The organism is Streptomyces sp. NPDC053076 (genome assembly GCF_044546845.1).
Taxonomy (GTDB): Bacteria; Actinomycetota; Actinomycetes; order Streptomycetales; family Streptomycetaceae; genus Streptomyces.
The window spans coordinates 752925-778585 of record NZ_JBITZL010000004.1; the positions used below are offsets into that span (position 1 = coordinate 752925).

8 protein-coding genes are annotated in these 25661 nt (G+C 73.2%); all 8 read left to right on the top strand.

Annotated features, from left to right (window positions below; all coding sequences use genetic code 11):
* The first annotated feature begins 6 nt into the window (after positions 1 to 6).
* The 8 genes from ACIGYR_RS20715 (at position 7) to ACIGYR_RS20750 (ending at position 25633) form a co-directional block, all read left to right on the top strand.
* Positions 7 to 11373, top strand: coding sequence for an amino acid adenylation domain-containing protein (locus ACIGYR_RS20715; protein ID WP_399597489.1), 11367 nt, complete (start codon positions 7 to 9; stop codon positions 11371 to 11373).
* Positions 11370 to 18455 carry an amino acid adenylation domain-containing protein gene (locus ACIGYR_RS20720; RefSeq protein ID WP_399597486.1) on the top strand — a complete coding sequence of 2362 codons (7086 nt, stop codon included), beginning with the start codon at positions 11370 to 11372 and terminating at the stop codon, positions 18453 to 18455. The genes ACIGYR_RS20715 and ACIGYR_RS20720 overlap by 4 nt, the downstream gene beginning before the upstream one ends.
* Positions 18456 to 18732: 277 nt before the next feature.
* On the top strand, positions 18733 to 19650 hold the full coding sequence (locus tag ACIGYR_RS20725; protein WP_399597483.1) for a kinase: 918 nt from the start codon (positions 18733 to 18735) through the stop codon (positions 19648 to 19650).
* A 1-nt stretch (position 19651) separates the two neighbouring features.
* On the top strand, positions 19652 to 20701 hold the full coding sequence (locus tag ACIGYR_RS20730; protein ID WP_391840327.1) for a PLP-dependent cysteine synthase family protein: 1050 nt from the start codon (positions 19652 to 19654) through the stop codon (positions 20699 to 20701).
* On the top strand, positions 20698 to 21951 hold the full coding sequence (locus ACIGYR_RS20735) for an ATP-grasp domain-containing protein (RefSeq protein ID WP_399597480.1): 1254 nt from the start codon (positions 20698 to 20700) through the stop codon (positions 21949 to 21951). The genes ACIGYR_RS20730 and ACIGYR_RS20735 overlap by 4 nt, the downstream gene beginning before the upstream one ends.
* A gap of 115 nt (positions 21952 to 22066) precedes the next feature.
* Complete coding sequence (gene argH / locus ACIGYR_RS20740) at positions 22067 to 23521, top strand: argininosuccinate lyase (protein ID WP_391840325.1); 1455 nt, start codon at positions 22067 to 22069, stop codon at positions 23519 to 23521.
* On the top strand, positions 23518 to 24804 hold the full coding sequence (locus ACIGYR_RS20745) for an MFS transporter (RefSeq protein WP_399597477.1): 1287 nt from the start codon (positions 23518 to 23520) through the stop codon (positions 24802 to 24804). Before argH ends, ACIGYR_RS20745 begins: the two co-directional genes overlap by 4 nt.
* 40 nt (positions 24805 to 24844) lie before the next feature.
* The gene (locus ACIGYR_RS20750; protein ID WP_399597474.1) at positions 24845 to 25633 is read left to right on the top strand and encodes a 4'-phosphopantetheinyl transferase family protein; all 789 of its coding nucleotides are present in this window, start codon (positions 24845 to 24847) and stop codon (positions 25631 to 25633) included.
* The last annotated feature ends 28 nt before the right edge of the window (positions 25634 to 25661 follow it).

Here is a 25661-nt window from a genome sequence, read left to right on the forward strand (position 1 = left end):
GTCGAGATGTCCCAGCAGCAAGCCGAACCGGCTCTCTCCACGGGCGCCGACGGCGTGCCCGCGCACATCACCGCGTACAACGACACGGCGGTGGACCTCCCCGTCGGTGCCCTGCACGAGCTGTTCGCCGCGCAGGCCGCCCGCACCCCGGACGCGGTCGCCCTGGTGAGCGCGGAGCGCGAGCTCACCTACCGGGAGCTGGACGGGGCCTCCGACGCCCTGGCGCACCGGCTGATCGACGCGGGCGTGGGCCCCTCGGACGCGGTCGGCCTGCTCTTCGACCGGTCCCTCGCCTACGTGGTCACCGTGCTGGCCGTCCTGAAGGCCGGTGGCGTGTACGTTCCGCTGGACCCGCGCCAGCGCGCCGAGCGGCAGAGCTGGATCCTCGACAACACCTCCGCCGTACTGCTGGTGACGGACCGGCAGGCCGAGGAGGAGACCGCCTTCGCGGGGCGGCTTCCCGCACTGCGGGTGAGCGACGCGAGCCTGCTCTCGCACGGCCCGGTGCCCGCGCCCCGGATCGAGGTCCACCCGGACCAGGCGCTGTACGTGATGTTCACCTCCGGCTCCACCGGCACCCCCAAGGGGGTCGTCAACACCCACCGCAACGTGGTGGAGCTGGCCCTGGACCCGGGCTTCGGCACCGCGGCGCACGAGCGGGTCCTCGCCTACTCGCCGCTGGCCTTCGACTCCTCGACGTACGAGCTGTGGGTGCCGCTGCTGCGCGGCGGGCTGGCCGTCGTCCTGGCCTCACCGAAGATCGACATCGGTGAGCTGGACGAGGCCATCGCCCGGCACGACGTGACCGCCGCCTACTTCACGACCGCCCTCTTCGACGCGATGGCCGGCGAGGCCGTCACGGGCCTGGCCCGGCTGCGGGAGATCTGGACCGGCGGTGACGTCCTGTCGGCGACCGCCCTGCGCAAGGTCCTCCAGCACTGCCCGGACACCACGGTCGTGCACGTCTACGGCCCGACCGAGGCCACCGTCTTCTGCAGCTACCAGGCGTTCACCCGCGAGGTGCGCACCCTGGACCGCCTGCACCTGGGCGTCCCGATGGCCAACACCGCGATGTACGTCCTGGACGCAGACCTGCGCCACACGGCCCCCGGCGAGACCGGGGAACTCTACGTCGCCGGACCGCACCTTGCGCAGGGCTACAGCCGCCGCCCGGACATCACCGCCGAGCGCTTCACCGCCGACCCCTACGGTCCGGCCGGCAGCCGCATGTACCGCACCGGTGACCTCGCCGCCTGGAACGAACACGGCGAGATCGTCTTCCAGGGCCGCGCCGACCAGCAGATCAAGCTGCGCGGCAACCGCATCGAGCCGGGCGAGATCGAGACGGTGCTGACCGGCCACCCGTCCGTGAACCAGGCCGCGGTGATCGTCCGCGAGGACCGCCCCGGCGACAAGCGCCTGGTGGCCTACGTCGTCCCGGCCGTCGAGGGTGTCGTCGACCCCGCCGGGCTGCTGCGGTACGCCGGCCGGGAGCTGGTCGAATACATGGTCCCGTCGGCGATCGTCCCGCTCGGCGCGCTGCCCCTGACCGCCAACGGCAAGCTGGACCGGCGTGCGCTGCCCGCGCCCGGCGCCGGGACGACGGCGAACGGCCGGACGGCGCGCAACGGCGTCGAGGAGGTGCTGAGCGGCCTGTTCGCGCACGCGCTGGGACTGCCCTCGATCGGCATCGACGACGATTTCTTCGCCGTGGGAGGCCACTCGCTGCTCGCCACCCGTCTGGTCAGCCGCGTCCGCACCACTTTCGATGTCCGGCTGACGCTGCGGGAGTTCTTCCAGCACCCGACGGTGGCCCTGCTCGCCGAGTACGTCACCACCGGCGGCGGCGAGTCCGGGCGCCCCGAGCTGACGGCCGGCGAGGAGCGGCCCCGGCTGCTTCCGCTGTCGGCGGCCCAGCAACGGCTGTGGTTCCTGGACCAGCTGGAGGGCCCCTCGGCGACGTACAACATTCCGCTGACCGTGCGGATCCGGGGCGCACTCGACGTACGGGCGCTGGAGTCGGCGTTCACCGACGTGGTGGGCCGGCACGAGAGCCTGCGCACGGTCTTCGGCACGGAGGGGGGCCGGACCCACCAGCGGGTGCTGCCCGCGGACACGGTGCGCGTGCAGCTGCCGGTCACGGCGGCGAGCGAGGCGACGGTGCCGGGCCTGCTGGCGGCCGAGGCGGCACGGACCTTCGACCTGGCCGGTGAACTCCCCCTGCGCGCTCGGCTTTTCAGCATCGCCGAGCGGGAACACGTGCTGCTCGTGGTGATGCACCACATCGTGTCGGACGGCTGGTCCTACCAGCCGCTGATGCGGGACCTGAGCACCGCCTACACGACCCGTTCGCGCGGGGAGCGTCCCGCCTGGGAGCCGCTGCCGGCCCAGTACGCCGACTACACGCTGTGGCAGGAGAAGCTGCTGGAGGGCTGCGAGGAGGGGCAGCTGGACTTCTGGCGCACGGCCCTGGCCGAGCTTCCGGAGGAGGTCACCCTGCCGGCGGTCCGGCCGCGGCCCGCCGTCGCCTCCTACCGAGGTGCCACGCACACGGTGCACTGCCCGCCCGAGGTGCACGCGACGCTCGCGGCGTTGGCCCGCGAGTCCGGGGCCTCGGTGTTCATGGTGGCGCAGGCCGCGGTGTCGACCCTGCTGTCCCGTTCCGGCGGCGGGCACGACATCCCGCTCGGCTCGCCGATCGCGGGCCGCACGGACGAGAAGCTCGACGACCTGGTCGGGTTCTTCGTCAACACGCTGGTGCTGCGCACCGACCTGAGCGGTGACCCGAGCTTCCGGGAGCTGCTGGGACGCGTCCGGGAGACCGACCTGGCCGCCTGGGCCCACCAGGACCTGCCCTTCGACCGGCTGGTGGAGGTGCTCAACCCGGAGCGGTCGGCGTCCCGGCACCCCCTGTTCCAGGTCATGCTGACCCTGACCGACGCGGCCACGCCCACCCTGGTCGCCGACGGCCTGGACACGCGTGCCGAGTTCACCTGGCTGCGGGCCGCCAAGTTCGACCTGACCTTCTCCTTCGCGGAGCACCGGGGAGCGGACGGGGCACCGGGCGGGCTGGACATCACCGTGGAGTACGCCACCGACCTGTACGACGCGAGCACGATCGAGGCGGCCGCCGCACGGCTCGTACGACTGCTGGAGGCGGCGGCCGAGACGCCCGATCTTCCCGTCAGGGAGTTGGAGCTGCTGTCCGCCGGTGAACGCGGGCTGCTGCTGGAGCGGTGGGCGGGACCGGTCACCGAAGGAGCCGACGCCGGGCTCGGGGAGCTGTTCGCCGCGCAGGCCGCCCGCACCCCGGACGCCGTGGCCGTCGTACACGGCGACCAGGAGCTGACCTACAAGGAACTGGACGAGCAGGCGAACCGGCTCGCTCACCGGCTGATCGCCGAGGGGGTCGGCGTCGGCAGCCGGGTCGCGCTCTTCCAGGAGCGGTCGGTGCACGCGGTCGTCAGCACCCTCGCGGTCGTCAAGGCCGGCGCGGTGTACGTCCCGCTCGACACCCGCTACCCCGTGGAGCGCATCCAGCTGATCGTCGCACAGTCGAGCATCGGCTACTTCCTCACGGACACGACCGTGGCCGGCCTCCAGCTCCCGGCCGACGCCCGCCTGCTCCACCTCGCCGGCCTGGCCGGCGCGGGCGCGGACGGGAGCGATCCCGGGGTGCGGGTCCACCCGGACCAGCCGGTGTACGCGATGTTCACCTCCGGCTCCACCGGCGTACCCAAGGGCGTGGCCGTCACCCACCGCAACGTCGCCGACCTCGCCCACCAGCGGATGTACGCGAACGGCAACCACGACCGCGTCCTGTTCCACTCCCCCATGGCCTTCGACGCGTCCACGTACGAGATGTGGGTCCCCTGGCTCACCGGCGGCACCCTCGTCGTCGCCCCCGCCGGACACCTCGACACCGCCGCCTACCAGCGGCTCATCGCCGACCACGCGATCACCAGCCTGTGGCTCACCGCCGGACTGTTCCGGCTCGTCGCCGAGGAGGCCCCCGAGGCCCTCTCCGGGGTCCGCGAGGTCTGGGCGGGCGGCGACGTCGTACCCCCGGAGGCGGTCCGCCGGGTGATGGACCACAACCCGCGGATCACCGTCGTCAACGGCTACGGCCCCACCGAGACCACCACCTTCGCCGCCACCCACCACGTCAAGCGGCCGTTCACCGCCACCGGCCCGGTGCCGATCGGCGAGGCCCTCGACAACCACCGCCTCTACGTCCTCGACTCCGCGCTGCGGCTGGTCCCGCCGGGCACCCCCGGCGAGCTGTACATCGCCGGCGCGGGCCTGGCCCTGGGCTATCTCGACCGCCCGTCCCTGACCGCCGACCGCTTCGTGGCGGACCCCTACGGTCCGGCGGGCTCCCGGATGTACCGCTCGGGAGACCTGGTCCGCTGGAACGCCCAGGGCTCCCTCGAATACCTGGGCCGGGCCGACCAGCAGGTCAAGCTGCGCGGCTTCCGCATCGAACTCGAGGAGATCGAGGCGGTGCTGGCGGACCACGACGGTGTCGGCCAGGCGGTCGTCACCGTGCGGGAGGACCGGCCCGGGGACAAGCGGCTGGTCGCCCATCTCGTGGCCGCCGAGTCCGGCCTCGACCTCGACGACCTGCGGCGGCACGCCGGTTCGGCGCTGCCCGAGTACATGGTCCCGTCGGTCTTCGTGCCCATGGACGTGATCCCGCTGACCGGCAACGGCAAGGTGGACCGCAAGGCCCTGCCCGCGCCTTCCGTGAGCCAGGACACGGCCGTCGGGCGGGCGCCGCGCACCCCCGCCGAGGAGGTGCTGTGCGGGCTGTTCGCGGAGATCCTCGGACTGCCGGACGTCACCATCGACGACCACTTCTTCCACCGGGGCGGCCACTCCCTGCTCGCCACCCGGCTCATCAGCCGGATCCGGCAGGCGTTCGGTGTGGGCATCACCCTCAAGGACCTGTTCCAGGGGCCGACCCCGGCTGCGCTGGCGAAGCTGGTGGAGCTGCGGGGCGGGGAGGACGTACGGCGACCGGTGCTGCGGGAGGTGGTGCGGCCGGACCGGGTGCCGCTGTCGTTCGGGCAGCGCAGGCTGTGGTTCTTGGACCAGCTGGAGGGGCCGTCGGCGACGTACAACATCCCGCTCGCGCTGCGCCTCACCGGTTGCGTGGACATCGAGGCGCTGCGGCTCGCGCTGACCGACACCGTCGTACGCCACGAGAGTCTGCGGACGCTGTTCTCGGCGGCGGACGGGGAGGCCGGGCAGGTGGTGCTGCCGGCCGGGGAGATCCGCCTGGACCTGCCGGTCACCCCGGCCGAGGAGCACACCCTGGACGCGCTGCTCGGCGCGGAAGCGGCCCGCACCTTCGACCTGGCCTGCGAACTCCCGCTGCGAGCAGCCCTGTTCAGCACCGGCGCGCAGGACCACGTCCTCCTCGTCGTCATGCACCACATCGTCTCCGACGGCTGGTCCACCGCCCCCTTCCTGCGCGATGTGGCGACCGCTTACACCGCCCGCGTCGAGGGCCGGGCGCCCGGGTGGGAGCGGCTCCCGGTCCAGTACGCCGACTACACCCTCTGGCAGGAGGAGCTGCTCGCGGCGGACGGGGAGCGGCAGGCCGAGTTCTGGCGGCACACGCTGGGCGAGCTGCCCGAGGAGGCCACCCTCCCGGCCGACCGGCCGCGTCCGGCGACCGCGAGCTTCCGGGGCCGTACGCACGGTGTGCAGTGCCCGCCCGCGCTGCACGAGGCGCTGACCCGGCTGGCCCGGGAGACCGGGACGACCCTGTTCATGGTGGCGCAGGCCGCGGTGGCGGCCGCACTGGCCCGCTCCGGTGCCGGTACGGACATCCCCCTGGGGGCGCCGATCGCGGGCCGCACCGACCAGCGCCTCGACGACCTGGTGGGCTTCTTCGTCAACAGCCTGGTGCTGCGCACCGATGTCGGCGGGGACCCCTCCTTCCGCGAGCTGCTCGACCGGGTCCGGGAGACCGACCTGGCCGCCTGGGCCCACCAGGACCTGCCGTTCGACCGGCTCGTCGAGATCCTCAACCCGGAGCGCAGCACCGCCCGCCACCCGCTCTTCCAGGTGGCCCTCACCCTCCAGGACGCGGCCAAGCCGGTCCTGGAACTCCCGGGCGTGCACACCGAGTCGGGGTTCACCCCGCTGGAGATCGCCAAGTTCGACCTGACCTTCTCCTTCCACGAGCACCGCACGGCCGACGGCCGTCCCGACGGCCTCGACCTGGCCATCGAGTACGCGACGGATCTGTACGACGCCCGGACCGTCGAAGGGTTCGCGGATCGCTTGGTACGGCTGCTGGAGGCGGTCGTCGCCGATCCCGAACTGCCGGTCGGCCAGCTGGAGTTCACCGGTCCGCAGGAGCGCGAGCGGCTGCTGGAGCTGGGCGCGGGGCCGGTCACCGACGGCTGCCTCCCGGAGGCGGGCCTCGCGGAGCTGTTCGCCGCGCAGGCGGCCCGTACGCCGGACGCGGTGGCCGTGGCGTCCGAGGAGCGCTCCCTCACCTACGCCGAACTCGACGCCGAGGCCGAACGGTTCGCGCAGCGGCTGGGCGGTCTCGGCGTCGGCCCCGAGTCCGTCGTCGCCCTGATGATGGAGCGCTCGGCCGACCTCCTGGTCGCCCTGCTCGCGGTCGTGAAGGCGGGCGGCGCCTACGCGCCCCTCAACCCGGCCGACCCGGACACCCGCCACGCCCAGATCCTCGGTGAGCTGGACGCGCCGGTCCTGATCACCGACCGGGCGCTGGCCGACCACCCGCTGGTCACCACGGCGCAGGCGCGGGGTCTCGTCGTCGACCGCAAGGAGCTCGACGGCCGGCCCGCGACGAGGTCCACCGCCGTCACCCACCCCGACCAGTGGCTGTACGTCATGTTCACCTCGGGCTCGACCGGCGTCCCGAAGGGTGTCGCCGTCACCCACCGGAACGTGGCCGACCTGGCCCGCCAGCGGATGTACGCGGGCGGCGACCACAGCCGCGTCCTCTTCCACTCCCCGCACACCTTCGACGCCTCCACCTATGAGATCTGGGTGCCCTGGCTGACCGGCGGCACGGTCGTCGTGGCACCCCGGGGCCACCTGGAGACCGGCACGCTGGGCGAGTTGCTCGCCACGTACTCGATCACGAGTCTGTGGCTGACGGCGGGCCTGTTCCGGGTGATGGCCGAGGAGGTGCCGGCGGCCTTCGCCGGGGTCCGGGAGGTGTGGGCGGGCGGCGACGTCGTCCCGCCGGAGGCGGTGCGGCGGATCCAGGAGCACTGCCCGGACACGACCGTCGTCAACGGCTACGGCCCGACCGAGACCACCACCTTCGCCGCCACCCACCGCGTCCGCCGCCCCTACGGCCACCCCGGCACCATCCCGATCGGCGAGGCCCTCGACAACCACCGCCTCTACGTCCTCGACCCCGCGCTCCGGCTCGTTCCGGCCGGTGCGCCCGGCGAGCTGTACATCGCCGGGGCGGGTCTGGCGCGCGGCTATGTGGGCCGCCCGGCGCTCACCGCCGAGCGGTTCGTCGCCGACCCGTACGGCGGGCCGGGCTCCCGGATGTACCGCACCGGCGACCTGGTGCGGTGGAACCACGAGGGCTCGCTGGAGTACCTCGGCCGGGCCGACCAGCAGGTCAAGCTGCGCGGCTTCCGCATCGAACTCGGCGAGATCGAAACCGCGCTGACCGCGCACCCCTGCGTCGCGCAGGCCACGGTGATCGTCCGCGAGGACCGGCCCGGGGACAAGCGGCTCGTCGCGTACCTGGTGAGCGCCGGGGGCGGTGTGGACCTGGGTGACCTGCGCCGGCACACCACTTCGGCACTGCCCGAGTACATGGTCCCGTCGGCCTTCGTCCTCCTCGACGCGATTCCGCTCACCGCCAACGGCAAGATCGACCGGCGTGCGCTGCCCGCCCCGCAGGTCATCCACGACGTCGTGGGACGCGCCCCGCGCAGCCCGCAGGAAGAGGTCCTGTGCGGCCTGTTCGCGGCGGTCCTCGGACTCCCGTCGGCCACCATCGACGACCACTTCTTCCACCGGGGCGGCCACTCCCTGCTCGCCACCCGCCTGATCAGCCGGATCCGCCAGGCATTCGGCGTGCAGCTCGGCGTCAAGGACCTGTTCCGGTACCCGACCGTGGTCGCACTGTCCGAGCGGGTCACCGAGCGCATCGCCGAAAGCAGCGGGGAGCTTCCCCGGGTCGCGCTGGCCCGTGCGCAGGAGCGCCCCGAGCGCGTCCCGCTGTCCTCCGCGCAGCAGCGGCTGTGGTTCCTCGACCAGATGGAGGGACCGTCGGCGACGTACAACATCCCGATGGCGTTGCGGCTCACCGGTTCCGTGGACGTCGAGGCCCTGCGGCAGGCCCTCACCGACCTCGTCACCCGCCACGAGAGCCTGCGCACGGTCTTCCCGGTCCACGACGGCAAGGTCTACCAGTCGGTGCGCGCGCCGGAGCCGGTGGAGCTGCCGGTCCTCCCGGTCGCCCCGGACACGCTCGCCGCCCGGCTGGCCGAACTCTCCGCCACCGCCTTCGACCTGGCATCCCGGATCCCACTGCGGGCCGGCCTCTTCCAGCTGGGCGACCGCGAGCACGTCCTGCTCCTGGTCATCCACCACATCGCCTCCGACGGCTGGTCCAACGCGCCCCTCTTCCGCGACCTGTCCGCCGCCTACGCGGCCCGTACCGAGGGCCAGGCACCCGGCTGGGAGCCGCTGCCCGTCCAGTACGCCGACTACGCGCTCTGGCAGCAGCAGCTCATGGCGGACGACGAGGAACGCCAACTGGACTTCTGGCGGCAGGCGTTGAGCGACCTGCCGGAGGAGGCCACCCTGCCGGCCGACCGCCCGCGCCCGGCGACCGCCTCCAACCGGGGCAGCACCCACACGGTCCGGGCGAGCGCCGGGCTGCACACCGCGCTCACCGCGCTGGCCCAGGACACCGGGACGACTCTGTTCATGGTGGCCCAGGCCGCCGTGTCCGCCCTGTTGGCGCGGTCCGGGGCCGGGTACGACATCCCGCTCGGCTCCCCGGTCGCCGGCCGCACCGACCAACAGCTCGACGATCTCGTCGGCTTCTTCGTCAACACCCTCGTCCTGCGCACCGACCTGACCGGCGACCCGAGTTTCCGGGAGCTGCTGCACCGCGTCCGGGAGACCGACCTGGCCGCCTGGAACCACCAGGACCTGCCCTTCGACCGGCTGGTCGAGATCCTCAACCCGGAGCGCACCCCGGCCCGGCATCCCCTCTTCCAGGTCATGCTCACGCTCGGCGACACCAGCGCCGAAGCGCCCGAACTCCCGGGTCTGGACACGGCGTACGAGTTCTCCAAGGTGGAGATCGCCAAGTTCGACCTCACCTTCGGCTTCGCGGAGCACCGGGGAGCGGACGGGGCACCGGGCGGGCTGGACATCACCGTGGAGTACGCCACCGACCTGTACGACGCGAGCACGATCGAGGCGGCCGCCGCACGGCTCGTACGACTGCTGGAGGCGGCGGCCGAGACGCCCGATCTGCCGGTCGGGGAGCTGGAGTTGCTGTCCGGCGACGAACGCGGGCTGCTGCTGGAGCGGTGGGCGGGCGCCGTCACCGAAGGCACCGACGCCGGGCTCGGGGAGCTGTTCGCCGCGCAGGCCGCCCGCACCCCGGACGCCGTGGCCGTCGTACACGGCGACCAGGAGCTGACCTACAAGGAACTCGACGACCTGGCCAACAGCACGGCCCACCGGCTGATCGCGGAAGGGGTGGTGGCCGGCAGCCGGGTCGCGCTCTTCCAGGAGCGGTCGGTGCACGCGGTCGTCGGCACCCTCGCGGTCGTCAAGGCCGGCGCGGTGTACGTGCCGCTCGACACCCGCTACCCCGTGGAGCGCGTCCAGCTCATCGTCGAGCAGTCCGACGTCGACTTCTTCGTCACGGACCGTGATCCGGGGGCGGTACGGCTGCCCGAGCGCGCCAAGGTGATCCCGAGCGGGGCGACCTGCGAGGCGCAGGGGGATCCCGGGGTGCGGGTCCACCCGGACCAGCCGGTGTACGCGATGTTCACGTCCGGCTCGACCGGTGTGCCGAAAGGCGTCGCGGTCACGCACCGGAACGTCGCCGACCTCGCGCGCCAGCGGATGTACGCGAACGGCAACCACGACCGCGTCCTGTTCCACTCGCCGATGGCCTTCGACGCGTCCACGTACGAGATGTGGGTGCCCTGGCTGACCGGCGGCACCCTGGTCGTCGCCCCCGCCGGACACCTCGACACCGCCGCCTACCAGCGGCTCATCACCCGGCACGGCGTCACCGCCCTCTGGCTCACGGCGGGTCTCTTCCGGCTCATCGCCGAGGAAGCCCCCGAGACCTTCGCCGGGGTACGGGAGGTCTGGGCCGGCGGAGACGTCGTACCTCCCGAGGCCGTACGGCGGGTCCACGAGCACTGCCCGGAGACGACCGTCGTCAACGGGTACGGACCGACGGAGACGACCACCTTCGCGGCCACCCACCACGTCGGGCGCCCCTTCCCGGGCGTCGGTCCGGTCCCGATCGGCGAGGCGCTCGACAACCACCGCCTCTACGTCCTGGACCCGGCGCTGCGGCTGGTCGCCCCCGGCACCCCCGGAGAGCTGTACATCGCGGGCGCCGGACTCGCCCAGGGCTACCTGGACCGCCCCTCGCTCACCGCCGACCGCTTCGTCGCCGACCCCTACGGTCCGGCGGGCGGCCGGATGTACCGCACGGGTGACCTGGTCCGCTGGAACAAGCAGGGGTCCCTGGAGTACCTCGGCCGCGCCGACCAGCAGATCAAACTGCGCGGCTTCCGGATCGAGATCGGCGAGATCGAGAGCGTGCTGGCCGCGCACGAGGCCGTCGGCCAGGCCGTCGTCACCGTCCGCGAGGACCGGCCCGGCGACAAGCGCCTCGTCGCCTACCTCACGGCACAGGACGGCTCGGGAGTCGACGTCGAGGACGTGAAGCGGCGGACGGCGGGGCTGCTGCCGGAGTACATGGTGCCGTCGGCGCTGATCCTGCTGGACGCGATCCCGCTGACCGGCAACGGCAAGGTGGACCGCAAGGCCCTGCCCGCGCCGGCGGTCACCGAGGACGCCGCGACCGGGCGCGCGCCCCGCACGCCCAAGGAAGAGGTGCTGTGCGGGCTCTTCGCCGAGGTCCTCGGCCTGCCCTCCGTCACCGTCGACGACCACTTCTTCCACCTCGGCGGACACTCCCTGCTCGCCACCCGCCTCGTGGGCCGGATCCGCACCGTGCTGGGGGTCGAGGTCTCCCTGGCGACCCTCTTCGAAAACCCGATCGTGGCAACGCTCGTCGAGAAGCTCGACGGCGCCGAGGCCGCAAGGCCCAAACTGCGGCCGATGCGCCGGATGGGAGCGACCAAGTGATCCCCTTGTCCTTCGCCCAGCAACGTCTGTGGTTCATCGCGCAGATGGAGGGCCCCTCGACGACCTACAACATCCCGCTGGCCGTCCGGCTGACCGGTGCACTGGACCGGGGGGCACTGAAGTCGGCGATCACCGATGTGATCGGCCGGCACGAGAGCCTGCGGACGCTCTTCCCGGACCACAACGGGACGCCGTACCAGCACATCCTCGCCGAGGAGGAGGTGGAGTTCGAGCTGCCGGTGGTGCCGGCGACCGGCGAGACGCTGGCGGCCGTCCTCACCGAGGAGTCCGCACAGGTCTTCCACCTCGCGGTGGACCTGCCGATACGGGCGCGACTGATCACGCTCGGCGAGCGGGAGCACGTGCTGCTGGTGGTGATGCACCACATCGTCAGCGACGGCGGTTCGACCGCCCCGCTGCTCGCCGACCTGGCCGCCGCCTACGGGGCGCGCGCCCAGCAGCTGGCGCCCGGCTGGGAGCCGCTGCCGGTGCAGTACGCCGACTACACGCTGTGGCAGCAGGAGCTGCTCGGCGAGGCCGACGACCCGGAGAGCGTGGGTTGCAGGCAACTGGCTTTCTGGCACGACGCGTTGGCCGGGTTGCCCGAGGAGGCCACGCTCCCCGCCGACCGGCCGCGTCCGGCCGCCGCCTCCTACCGCGGTGGTCTGTGCACCGACCACCTGCCGGCCGACCTGCACGCCGGACTCACCCATCTGGCGCGGGAGTCGGGGGCCACGCTGTTCATGGCGGTGCAGGCGGCGGTGGCGACCGTGCTGTCCCGCTCCGGGGCCGGGCACGACATCCCGCTCGGCTCGCCGGTCTCCGGGCGGATCGACGAGGCGCTGGACGGTCTGGTCGGCTTCTTCGTCAACACCCTCGTGCTGCGCACCGACCTGGCCGGCGACCCCAGCTTCCGCGAGCTGCTCGACCGGGTGCGCAAGACCGACCTGGCCGCGTGGAACCACCAGGACCTGCCCTTCGACCGGCTGGTGGAGGTGCTCAACCCGGAGCGGTCCGCGTCCCGGCACCCCCTGTTCCAGGTGATGCTCACCCTCGGCGAGGCCGGTTCGGACACGGTCGGCTTCCCCGGTCTGGACGCCCGGACCGAGTACAACGAGCTGCAGATCGCCAAGTTCGACCTGACCTTCGGGTTCGCCGAGCACCGCACCCGGGACGGGCGCCCCCATGGTCTGGACATCACCATCGAGTACGCCACCGACCTGTACGAGGCCCGCACGATCGACGCCCTCATGGCCCGGCTGCGGCGGCTGCTGGAGTCGGTGCTGACCTCGCCGGACACCCCGCTGTCCGTCCTGGACCTGCTCGGCGAGCACGAGCGCCGGCAGCTCCTGGAGGAGTGGGCGGGGCCGGCCACCGGAGCTGTGGACGCGAGCCTGGCCGAGCTGTTCTCCGCGCAGGCCGCCCGCACCCCGGACGCGGTGGCGATGGTCGACGAGTACCAGGACTTCAGCTACTGCGAGCTGGATGAACTCACCAACCGGCTCGCCCACCACCTGGCCGGCCTGGGTATCCGGCGCGGTGACGTGGTCGCCGTCCTGATGGAACGCTCGGCCGGCCTGCTCACGGCGCTGCTGGCGGTGGTGAAGGCGGGCGCGGTCTACGCACCGCTGAACACCACGGACCCGGACACCCGTCTGATAAGGATCCTCGCCGACACCGCCGCCCCGGTGCTGCTCACCGACGAGGCGCTGGCCGACCACCCGGTGGCCGCCGCCACCTCGGCCCGGGTCGTCGTCCTGGACGGCACCTCGGTCCCGGAGGGCCTGCCCGCCACCGCGCCGGTGGCCGCCGCGCACCCCGACGAGCCGGTGTACGCCATGTTCACCTCGGGCTCGACCGGCATCCCGAAGGGCGTCGCCGTCACCCACCGCAACGTCGCCGACCTGGCCGCCCAGACCAGGTACCGGGGCGGCGACCACCGCCGGGTGCTGTTCCACTCGCCGGCCGCGTTCGACGCGTCGACGTACGAGATCTGGGTGCCGTGGCTCAACGGCGGCACCCTCGTCGTCGCCCCGCCCGGCCACCTCGACCCGGCGGGGTACCGGCGGCTGATCGACACCCACGGCATCACGAGCATGTGGCTGACCGCGGGACTGTTCCGGGTCATGGCGGAGGAGGCGCCCGACGCCTTCGCCGGGGTCCGCGAGGTGTGGGCGGGCGGCGACGTCGTACCGCCCGAGGCCGTACGCCGTATCCACGAGCACTGCCCGGAGACGACCGTCGTCAACGGCTACGGCCCGACCGAGACCACCACCTTCGCGGCCACCCACCGGATCCGTCGCCCCTTCGACTACCCGGGCACCGTCCCGATCGGCGAGGCACTCGACAACCACCGGCTGTACGTCCTGGACTCCGCGCTGCGGCTGGTGCCGCCCGGCACCCCGGGTGAGCTGTACATCGCGGGCGCGGGGCTCGCGCAGGGGTATCTGCACCGCCCCGGACTGACAGCGGAACGTTTCGTCGCAGACCCCTACGGCCCCTCCGGCGAGCGGATGTACCGCACCGGCGACCTGGTCCGCTGGAACCACGAGGGCTCCCTGGAGTACCTCGGGCGGGCCGACCAGCAGGTCAAGCTCCGTGGCTTCCGCATCGAACCGGGCGAGATCGAGAACGCGCTGACCGCGCACGCCGGTGTCGCACAGGCCACGGTGATCGTCCGCGAGGACCGGCCCGGCGACAAGCGGCTCGTCGCCTACCTGGTCGCCGCGCAGGACGTGCCGCTGGACAAGGAGGAGGTGCAGCGGGAGATCTCCGCCGTCCTGCCCGAATACATGGTTCCGTCGGCGTTCGTGGTCCTCGACGCGCTGCCGCTGACCACCAACGGCAAGGTCGACCGGCGAGCGCTGCCCGCGCCCAAGCAGAGCACGGACGGCGCGGGACGGGGCCCCCGCACCCTGGCCGAGGAGGTGCTGTGCGGGCTGTTCGCGGCCGTGCTCGGGCTGCCGTCGGCCACCATCGACGACCACTTCTTCCGCCGGGGCGGCCACTCCCTGCTCGCCACCCGGCTCATCAGCCGCATCCGTGCCGTGTGGAACGCCGAGATCACCATCCGGGACCTGTTCCAGTACCCGACGGTCGCCCTGCTCGCCGAGCGGCTGACCGCGGCGAGCGGTGGCCCGCGGCGGCCGGCCCTCGCCCCGCAGGAGCGCCCCGAGCGGGTGCCGCTGTCCTCCGCCCAGCAACGGCTGTGGTTCCTTGACCAGATGGAGGGACCCTCGGCGACGTACAACATCCCGATGGCCCTGCGGCTGACCGGCGAGCTGGACCGGCAGGCCCTGCGCCGGGCACTCACCGACCTGGTGGCACGGCACGAGAGCCTGCGGACCGTCTACCCGGTCCACGACAACAGCCCGTACCAGCGCGTCCTGCCGTGCGGCCCGGTGGAACTGCCGCTCACCGCCGCCACCGAGCGGGACCTGGCCGGACTGCTCCACGCCGAGGCTTCGCACACCTTCGACCTGTCCGGTGACCTCCCCTTCACCGTCCGCCTGTTCGAGCTCGGCGAACAGGCGCACGTGCTGTCGCTGGTGATCCACCACATCGCCTCCGACGGCTGGTCCAACGGCCCCCTCTTCCGTGACCTGGCCGCCGCCTACGCCGCCCGCACCCAGGGGCGGGCACCGGAGTGGGAGCCGCTGCCGGTCCAGTACGCCGACTACGCGCTGTGGCAGCAGCAGCTCATCGACGAGGACGAGGAGCGTCAGCTCGACCACTGGAAGAAGGCGCTGGCCGCCCTTCCGGAGGAGGCCACACTCCCGACCGACCGGGGCCGCCCGGCGACGCCCTCCAACCGGGGGACCACGCACACCGTCCACGGCGACGCCCGGCTCCACCGGGCGCTCACCACCCTGGCCCAGGACACCGGAGCGACCCTGTTCATGGTCGCCCAGGCCGCCGTGTCGACCCTGCTCTCCCGGTCCGGCGCGGGCCAGGACATCCCGCTCGGCTCCCCCGTCGCCGGCCGCGGTGACCAGAAGCTCGACGACCTCGTCGGCTTCTTCGTCAACACCCTCGTCCTGCGCACCGACCTGAGCGGCGACCCGAGCTTCCGTGAGCTGCTGACCCGGGTCCGGGAGACCGACCTGGCCGCCTGGGCCCACCAGGACCTGCCCTTCGACCGGCTCGTCGAGGCCCTCAACCCCGAGCGCACCACGGCCCGGCACTCCCTCTTCCAGGTCATGCTCACCGTCGGCGACTCCGGCACCGGCGCACCCCGGCTCGGCGACCTGGAAGGTGAGTTCCTGTTCCCGTCGGCCTCGGTCGCGAAGTTCGACCTGACCTTCGCGTTCGCCGAGCGCCGGGACGCGGCGGGCGAGCCGGGCGGCCTGGACATCACCGTCGAGTACGCCACCGACCTGTACGACGCCCGCACCATCGAGGCGACCGCCGAGCGTCTCGTACGACTGCTGGAAGCCGCCGTCGCCTCCCCCGAGCTACCGGTGAGCGCGCTGGGGCTGCTGTCCGAGGGCGAGCGTGCGCGGGTGCTGGAGTGGAGCGGTGCGCCCACCCAGGCCCCGGCCCTCGGGCTCGACGGGCTGTTCACCGGGCAGGCGGCCCGCACCCCGGACTCCCTCGCCCTGGTGTACGAGGAGCAGCGGCTGACGTACGCCGAACTGGACGTGTGGTCCAACCGGCTGGCCCGGCACCTCAGCGCGCGCGGAGTCGTCCCGGGCAGCCTGGTCGCCCTGCACCTGGAACGCTCCCCGCACCTGATCGCCGCGATCCTCGCGGTGCTGAAGGCCGGCGCCGGCTACACCGTGCTGGACCCGCAGTTCCCGGCCGAGCGGCTCACCACCGTGCTGGCCCAGACACGGCCGTCCGCCCTGGTCAGCCAGAGCCACCTGGTCGCGCTGCCCACCGAGGCGCCGCTGATCGATCTGACCGTGGACGCGCCCGCGATCAGCGCCCTGCCAGGCACGGCCGTGGAGACCGGCGGGCACCCCGAGGCCACCGCGTGCGTCATGTTCACCTCGGGTTCGACCGGGGTGCCGAAGGGAGTCGCGGCCTCGCACCGGGCGCTGGCGGCCACCTTCATCGGGCCGGACTACCTCAACTTCGGTCCCGAGCAGACCTATCTGCAGAGTTCCCCGGTGTCGTGGGACGCGTTCGCGCTGGAGGTGTTCGGGCCTCTGCTGCACGGCGGAGTGTGCGTGCTGCAACCCGGTCAGCACACCGACCCGCACCGGATCGCGGAGCTGGTGGAGCAGCACCACGTCACCACGCTGCAGATGTCGGCGAGCCTGTTCAACCACATGCTCGACGAGCACCCGGCCGTCTTCTCCCAGGTACGGGAGGCGATGACGGCCGGCGAGGCGGCCTCCCCGGCGCACACCGCCAAGGCCCTGGCCGACCACCCCCATCTGCACCTGATCAACGGCTACGGCCCGGCGGAGAGCATGGGCTTCACCACCGCCCACGCCATCACCGCGCCCGCGCCCGCCATCCCCATCGGCCGGCCCGTCACCGGCAAGCACGCCTACGTCCTCGACGAGAACCTGCGGCTGCTGCCCCCGGGTGTGCCCGGGGAGCTGTACGTCGCGGGGCACGGCCTGGCCCACGGCTACATCGGCCAGCCGGGCCTGAGCGCCGAGCGGTTCGTGGCCGACCCGCACGGGGTGCCCGGCTCGCGGATGTACCGCACCGGGGACCTGGCCCGCTGGAGCCGGGACGGCGCGCTGGAGTACCTGGGGCGGGCCGACCAGCAGATCAAGCTGCGCGGGTTCCGCATCGAGCCCGGCGAGATCGAATCGGCGCTGCTGCGGCACCCGTCGGTCGCCCAGGCCGCGGTGCTGATCCGGGAGGACCGGCCGGGCGACAAGCGGCTGGTGGCGTATGTGGTGGCCGCCGACGCGCGGTCGAACCCGGTGGATCCGGCCGAGCTGCGCCGGCACGCGGCCGGCGCCCTGCCCGAGTACATGGTGCCCGCCGCCCTCGTCGCCCTCGACGCCCTGCCGCTCACCGTGAACGGCAAGCTGGACCGGCGTGCCCTGCCCGAGCCGCCGCGGACCGAGGCCAGCGGCGGGCGTGCGCCGCGCACCCCCGCCGAGGAGATCCTGTGCGGCCTGTACACGGCCGTGCTCGGCATCCCCTCCGTCACCATCGACGACCACTTCTTCCACCTCGGCGGGCACTCCCTGCTCGCCACCCGGCTGATCGGCCGGATCCGGGCGGTCTGGGACACCCCGGTCACCATCCGGGACCTGTTCCAGCACCCGACGCCCGCCCTGCTCGCCGAACACATCGCCGAGAACGCGGGCGGGGACCCGCTGGAGACGCTGCTGCCGATCCGGGCGTCCTCGGGTTCGGAGGTGCCGCCGCTGTTCTGTGTCCACCCGGTCTCCGGCATGAGCTGGTGCTATGCCGGACTGCTCAAGTACCTCGGCGACCGGCCGCTGATCGGGTTGCAGGCCCGGGAGCTGACCGACCCGGCGCTCCGGCCCGGCAGCATGGCGGAGATGGCCGACACGTACGTCGCCGAGATCCGCTCCGTCCAGCCGCACGGGCCGTACCACCTGCTCGGCTGGTCCTTCGGCGGACTCGTGGCACACGCGATCGCGGCCCGTCTGGAGGCGCTCGGCGAGGAAGTCGCCCTGCTCGGACTCCTGGACGCCTATCCGCTGCCCGACGGCTTCACCGCCCCGGCCGTCGACGGCCGCGAGGTCCTCACCGCGTTCCTCGGCACCCGTGGCGCCGAACTCGACGTCCGGTGCGCCGACTCGGCGCCCGACCCGGTGGAACTCGCCGGCGTGCTGCGGCGTGCGGACCCGATCCTGGGCGCCCTGGACCCGGTCCAGGCCGCCGCGGTCGTCGAGGCCACGGCCGCGCATCTGCACATGCGGTACCGGTACGTACCCGAGCGGCGGTTCGGCGGTGGCGCGGTGTTCTTCAACGCCCGCCGCACGCCGGCCGCGGCCACCGGCGCCGAGTCCTGGGCGCCGTACGTTCTCGGCCAGGTCGAGGAGTACGACATCGACTGCGAACACTGGGAGCTGACCGGAGCCGAGCCGCTGCGGGAGATCGGCAAGGTGCTGGGCGAGCAGCTGCGGGGGGTGCGTAGCTGAGGGAGCCGAGGGGAAAGGCGCGACGGGCCGCCGGTCTTCCGCGGGTCCGTTGTGGCTGGTCGCGCAGTTCCCCGCGCCCGTTCGGGGGCGCGCCGCCGTCCTGCCTGTGGAGAGAGTGCCCGGTCCTGCCATCTCGGTGGAGCCGGGCGCTTTCGTGTGTTCCGGGGTGCCAACCGCCCACAACCTGCCGCTCTTGCCGCCGGAAGGCGGGTTCCGGCCTCCGTAGCGTGAGGGTGTCCGCAGGTCACGGCTTCACCGGCAACAGAAGGTCAAGGACATGGTGGATCATTCCGACTGGCGTGTCGGGGCAGCTTCGGCCCCCGTCCATCACGGCGAGATTCTGCAGGGTGTCTTCACCGGCCGCGACGGGCTCGTGCGCGGACTCGTGACGCTGCCCTGCACCATTCACACCACCCGCGCGACCTTCACCCCGGCGTCCCGCACCGGGGTCTCCGTGTCGCCGGACTGGAAGGGCAAGGCGCGGCGGGCGGCCGAACTGGCCGTGCGGGCGGTGGTCCCGGCGAGCGCCGGGCCGGTCGGCGGCCATCTGGAGCTGACCGGTGACGTGCCGCTGTGCCGGGGCTTCGGCTCCTCCACCAGCGATGTGCTGTCGGCCATCTGGGCGGTGAAGGACGCGTTCGCCGATCCGCTGCCGCCAAGCGAGGTGGCCCGGCTCGCGGTGCGCGCGGAGACCGCCTCCGACTCGCTGATGTTCGAGGACTCCACCGTGCTGTTCGCGCAGCGCGAGGGCACCGTCATCGAGGACTTCGGCTACCGGATGCCGGCCCTGCGCGTCCTGGGCTTCGGCTCGCGCCCCTCCAACCGCGGCAAGGGCGTCGACACGCTGGCCCTGCCTCCGGCCCGCTACGACGGGGCCGAGATCGAGCGGTTCGCCGTACTGCGGGACATGCTGCGCGACGCCATCCACATGAAGGACGCCGCTCTGCTCGGCTCGGTGGCCACGGCGAGCGCGGAGATCAACCAGCGGCATCTGCCGGTCCCCGGCTTCGACCGGATCCGGGACATCGCGCGCACCTCGGGCGCCGTGGGCGTGCAGGTGGCCCACAGCGGGGACATCGCGGGGCTCCTCTTCGACCGGGACGACCCCGAGGTCGAGACGCGCACCGCACTGGCGCAGGACCTCCTGCGGAGCACCGGTATCGATGAGCAGTGGAACTACACAACGGGTGACTGACATGACGACGACCCTTCCCAAGGCGCACTCCTCGATCGTGGAGGCCACCGAGCTGCCACGGATCATCCAGGTGGGCGACAACCTCTACGCGACCGCCTTCAGCCTGATGAAGCTGCTGCCCGCCCGCTACATCATCGACCGGGCCGAGGCCGCCGGTGTGCTCACCCCGGGCACCCCGGTCATCGAGACCTCCTCCGGCACCTTCGCGCTGGGCCTGGCCATGGTGTGCGGACTGCGCGGCTACCCGCTGACCATCGTCGGCGACTCCGCCATCGACCAGGAGCTGCGCACCAGACTGGAGATGCTCGGCACGACGGTGGAGATCGTCGAGCACACCGGTCAGCCCGGAGGCATCCAGGGCGCCCGGCTGGCCCGGGTGGCCGAGCTGTGCCGGCAGCGGCCCGACGCGTTCGTCCCCGGCCAGTACGACAACCCCGACAACCCGGGGGCCTACGGCATCGTCGCCGACCTGATCGACGGCACCGTCGGCGCCGTCGACTGCCTGGTGGGGCCGGTCGGCTCGGGCGGCTCGACGGGCGGGCTCGCCGCCTCGCTGCGGCCCCGCAACCCGCAGCTGCACCTGGTCGGCGTCGACACCCACGGCAGCATCATCTTCGGCACCCCGGACGCCCCGCGCACCCTGCGCGGCCTGGGCAGCAGCATCCACCCGGGCAACGTGCGCCACTCGGCGTACGACGAGGCGCACTGGGTGACCGCCGCGGAGGCCTTCCACGCGACCCATGAGCTGTACCGCAGGCACGGCCTGTTCATGGGCCCGACCAGCGGCGCGTCCTTCCAGGTGGCGTCCTGGTGGGCGGCGCGGAACCCGGGCAGGACGGTCGTGATGGTGCTGCCCGACGAGGGCTACCGCTACCAGTCGACCGTCTACAACGACGTCTGGCTGCGCGAGCAGGGCATCTCCCCCGCGCCCGCTCCGGGCGGCGCCCCGGTCACCGTGACCCACCCCCTGGACGCCCCGCAGGTCTGGTCCCGGCTGCTGTGGGCGCGCCGCGGCTTCGACGACGTGATGATGCCGGAGATGGCGTCATGACCGGGCGGCTGCTGCTCCTGGTGGAGTCCAACACCACGGGCACCGGGCGGCTGTTCGCCCGCCGCGCCGCCGAACTCGGTGTCGTACCGGTCCTGTTGAGCAACGACCCGGCCCGCTATCCGTACGCGGCCGAGGACGGGCTGCGAACCGTCGCCGTCGACACCTCCGACGCGGACCGGTTGTGGGAGGCGGCCACCCGACTGGCCGGCGAGGCGCCGATCGCCGGGGTGCTGACCAGCTCCGAGTACTACGTCCCGGCCGCCGCCGCGCTGGCGTCCCGCCTCGGGCTGCCCGGCCCCTCAGCGGACGCGGTGCGGGTCTGCCGGGACAAGGCCGAGCAGCGGCGGATCCTCGCCGCCGCCGGGGTGGGTGTGCCGGGCTTCGCGGTGGTGTCGACGGAGGATGCCGCGGTGTCGGCGGCGGCGACCCGGCTGCCCGTCGTGGTCAAGCCGGTGCAGGGCTCCGGCAGTCTGGGCGTACGGCTGTGCTCGGACCTCGACGAGGTCACCGGGCACGCGCGCGCACTGCTGGCGACCACCACGAACGAGCGCGGCGTGGCGACGCCCGGGCGGATCCTGGTCGAGGAGTACCTGACCGGCGCGGAGTTCTCCGTCGAGGTGTTCGGCACCGAGGCGTTGGTGACCGTCGCCAAGCACGTCGGCCCGCTGCCCGCGTTCGTCGAGATCGGCCACGACGTGCCGGCGGCGCTCCCCGCCGGCCTGGAGCGCGAACTGCGGCAGACCGCGGTGCGGGCGGTGGCGGCGCTCGGCCTGGGCTGGGGAGCGGCCCATGTGGAACTCCGGCTCGACGGTCCCGTCGCCAAGGTGATCGAGGTCAACCCGCGGCTGGCCGGCGGCATGATTCCCGAACTGGTGCGCCGGGCCTGCGGAATCGACCTGGTCCGGGCCCAGGTACTGGCCGCCCTGGGCCGCGCCGCGCACCCCGAACGCGCGCTGTACGGCCGCGCCTCCATCCGCTTCCTGACCACCGACCGCGACGGCATCCTGGCCCCCGACCTCACGGCGGCCGTCACGCGGGCCGGCGCCGTCCCGGGTGTCGTCGAGTCGGTCCTCTACCGCTCCCCCGGCGAACCGGTCGGTCCCGCCACCGACTTCCGCGGGCGCCTCGGCCATGTCATCGCGGTCGCGGACCATCCGGCCGAGGCGGCCGGGGCCGCGGACCGGGGAGTGGCCGCCCTCGCGGGGGCGATCGCCGCCGCGTCCCTGGACCGGCAGGAGGCGCTGACATGACCGCCGCACGCACGCGCGAGGGCACCACACCCGCCCGGCACCGTCCCGGCACCCCTTCCCCGTGCCCCTCCGGGTGCCGGGGACACCGGCCGCTCCCCACCCCCGAGGACCTCTCATGACCACCGCTCCCGCGCGCGACGGCGTCCACACCGGCCGGCTCAGTTCGGCGCTGGATCCGGAGGCGCACGCCATCGTCTACGACCAGCGCGTGTCCGAGGAGGCGGCGGATCCGCTGGGCGGTGAACTGCGCCGTATCAGCCAGGTGGACCGTGCCCACCTGGTCATGCTCACCGAGCGCGGTGTCGTGGACCCCGGCCGGGCCGCCGCCCTGCTGCGGGCCGTGGAGGAACTGCGCGCCGCCGACTTCCTCCCGGTCCGGGGACGGCCGATGCCGCGCGGGGTGTACCTGGCGTACGAGGGCTGGCTGATCGACCGGCTGGGCGACGAGACCGGCGGCATCCTGCACACCGGCCGCTCCCGCAACGACCTGGGCGCCACGACCGCCCGCCTGAAGGCCCGTACCCCGTACCTCACCCTGCTGGACGCCGTGGACCGGCTCGCCGCCGTACTCCTCGCACGGGCCGACCGGTACGCGCACGTCACCATGCCCGCGTACACCCACGGCCAGCCCGCCGTACCGATCACCTACGGCCACTACCTGGCGGGAGTCGCGGGTGCGGTGCTGCGCGCCTACGGCCACCTCCTCGACGCGGGACGCCAGCTGGACGTCAATCCGCTCGGCGCCGGCGCCATCGGCGGCACGTCGGTCCCCGTCGACCCCGAGCGCACCGCCCGGCTGCTGGGGTTCACCGGGGCCGCCACCAACTCCGTGGACGCCGTGGCCTCCCGGGACTTCGCGCTGAACCTGCTCTCCGCGTCCGCGATGCTCGGCGTCACCCTCGCCCGGGTCGCCCGCGACCTGAGCGTGTGGACGTCGGAGGAGGCGGCACTGCTGCGGGTCGCCGACACGCTGGTCGGCTCCAGCTCGATGATGCCGCAGAAGCGCAACCCGTTCCTGCTGGAACACATCCAGGGCCGCTCCACCGCGAGCCTGGGCGCCTTCGTGAGCGCGGCCTCGGCGATGACCACCGCCGGCTACACCAACGCCATCGCCGTCGGCACCGAGGCCATGCGCCACCTGTGGCCGGGCCTGAGCGACACGACCGACGCGGTGACACTGCTGCGGCTGGTCGTGGCCGGCACCGAGCCGCGGCCCGAGCGCATGACCGAGCGCGCCCGGGAGGGGTTCACCGCCGCGACGTACCTCGCGGAACGCCTGGTCGCGGACGGCATGCCGTTCCGCGCCGCGCACCACAAGGTCGGCGAGACCGTGCTGGCCGCGCTCGGCTCCGGACGCTCGCTGGAGGAGACGGCCGGCTTCGAGGGCGACCTGGCCCCCGACCGCGTGGCCGCCGCCTGCGTCCACGGAGGCGGGCCCGGGAGCGACGGGCTTCCCCCGCTGCACCGGCAACTCGACGCCCACCGCGCGGAGTCCGCCGTACGCCGCGACCGCTGGACGGACGCCGAGAAGCTGCTGAGCGAGGCCGTGCGGAAGGCGGTGCGGGCATGAGCGGCACCTCCTCCGCCGTCACGGCACCCGTTCCCGCCCCGCCCCGCGCCTCCCTCTCCGGCCACCGCGACTTCCGTCTCCTCTGGCTCGGCGAGACCACCAACCGGGTCGGCATCAACATCACCACGGTGGCCATGCCCCTGGTCGCCGTGGTCACCCTGAACGCCAGCACGCTCAGCGTGAGTGTGCTGGCCGCCGCGCCCTGGCTGCCCTGGCTGCTGATCGGCCTGCCGGCCGGCGCCTGGGTGGACCGGATGCGGCGACGCCCGCTGATGCTGGTGTGCAACGTCTCCTCGATGCTGCTCCTGGCGAGCGTGCCGGTGGCCGCGTGGCTCGGTGCGCTCACCATGACCCATCTGCTGGTGGTGGCGCTCCTCAACGGCCTGGCCGCGGTGTTCTTCGGGATCTCGTACAAGGTGTACGTGCCGTCCATCGTGGCGCGGGACCAACTCCAGGAGGCAAACGCCAAGCTGCAGGGCAGCGAGTCGGTCGCCCAAGTGGCCGGCCTGGGCGGCGGCGGTCTGCTCGCCCAGGGCTTCGGCGCGGTCTTCGGCCTGCTGGCCAACGCCGGCACCTTCCTCTTCTCGGCGCTGTGCCTGCTCGGCATCCGCAGCCGGGAACCCCTGTCCGAGTCCTCTCGTGAGCGCACCCCGCTGCGCCAGGACATCCGCGAGGGGCTCCAGCACACCGTGCGCGACCCGTACCTGCGTGTGCTGACCGCCTACGGCACCGTCACCAACCTGCTGCTGACGGCGTACCAGGCGATCCTGCCCGTGTTCATGATCCGCCAGCTCGACGTGCCGGAGGGCGCGACCGGCTGGCTGCTGGCCTCCAGCAGCGTCGGCGGGATCCTCGGCGCGGCCGGTGCGAAGCGGGTGACCGCCCGCTGGGGCACCGCACGCGGGCTGCTGGTGGCCACCGCCGCCACGGCCCCCTTCGCACTGCTGATCCCGATGGCGGGGCAGGGCTGGATGCTGGCCGCGCTCGTGGCCGGCAGCGCGCTCCTCGCCCTCGGCGTGGTGCTCGCCAATGTGATCCAGGGCGCGTTCCGCCAGCGGTACTGCCCGCCCCAGCTGCTCGGCCGGATCACGGCCTGCATCTCGGTGGCGAACTTCGGTGCCATTCCGTTCGGTTCCCTGCTCGGCGGCGTGCTCGGCACGGCGCTCGGACTGCGGCCGACGTTGTGGCTGCTGACCGCCGGCCTCGCGGTCAGCCCCCTGTTGCTGCTGATCGGTCCCCTGCGCGGCAGGCACGACCTGCCCGCCGCGCCCGGTGGGTCATGACACCCGGTCGGCTCCTTCGAGTACGAACAGGAGAGACCCCGTGGAAGGAACACTGCCGTGGGTCGCCCGTGAGCTGCCACCCCCCGGCTCACTCGACCTCTGGCTCCTGAGGGTCTCGGATGTCGCCGCAGGCATCCTGGACGAGGCGGTGCTCGACGCGACCGAGCGCCGGCGCGCCGCCGCCCTCATGCACACGGCCGACCGCATCCGGTTCACGGCCGCGCATGTCGCACTGCGACGGCTCCTCGGGGCGTATCTGCGGCTCCGCCCCGAGGAGATCCACTTCGGCCGGGACACCTGTCCCTGCTGCGGCGGCCCGCACGGCCGGCCCACCGTGCTCGGCACGGGCCGCGACGACCTGTTCTTCTCGCTCTCCCACCGAGGCGACCTCGCCCTCGTCGGTACGGCCGCGGCGCCGATCGGCGTCGACGTGGACCTGGTGTCGGACCAGACGGCCACCGCCGAACTGGCCTCGATGCTGCACGTGGCCGAGCAGGAGGAACTGGCCGCTCTGGCACCGGCGTTGCGGCCCCGCGCGCTGGCGCGACTGTGGACGCGCAAGGAGGCGTACCTCAAGGGCCTCGGCTCCGGACTGGGACGTGATCCGTCCCTCGACTACGTCGGTACCGGGGCACCGGGCGGCCCCTACCCGCCGTCCGGCTGGACCCTGCTGGACGTTCCGGTGGACCGCGGCTACGCGGCGGCGGTGGCGGTGCGCGGCGAACTCGGCGCCAACGGACCGACCGTCACCCGCCTCTTCGGCCCGCAGGCCGCCGACCTGGTCCGCGCCGCCCCGCCCGTGCTCCTGACGGGAGGGACCTCGACCTGACTTCACCCACCGGCACCACCACTCACCC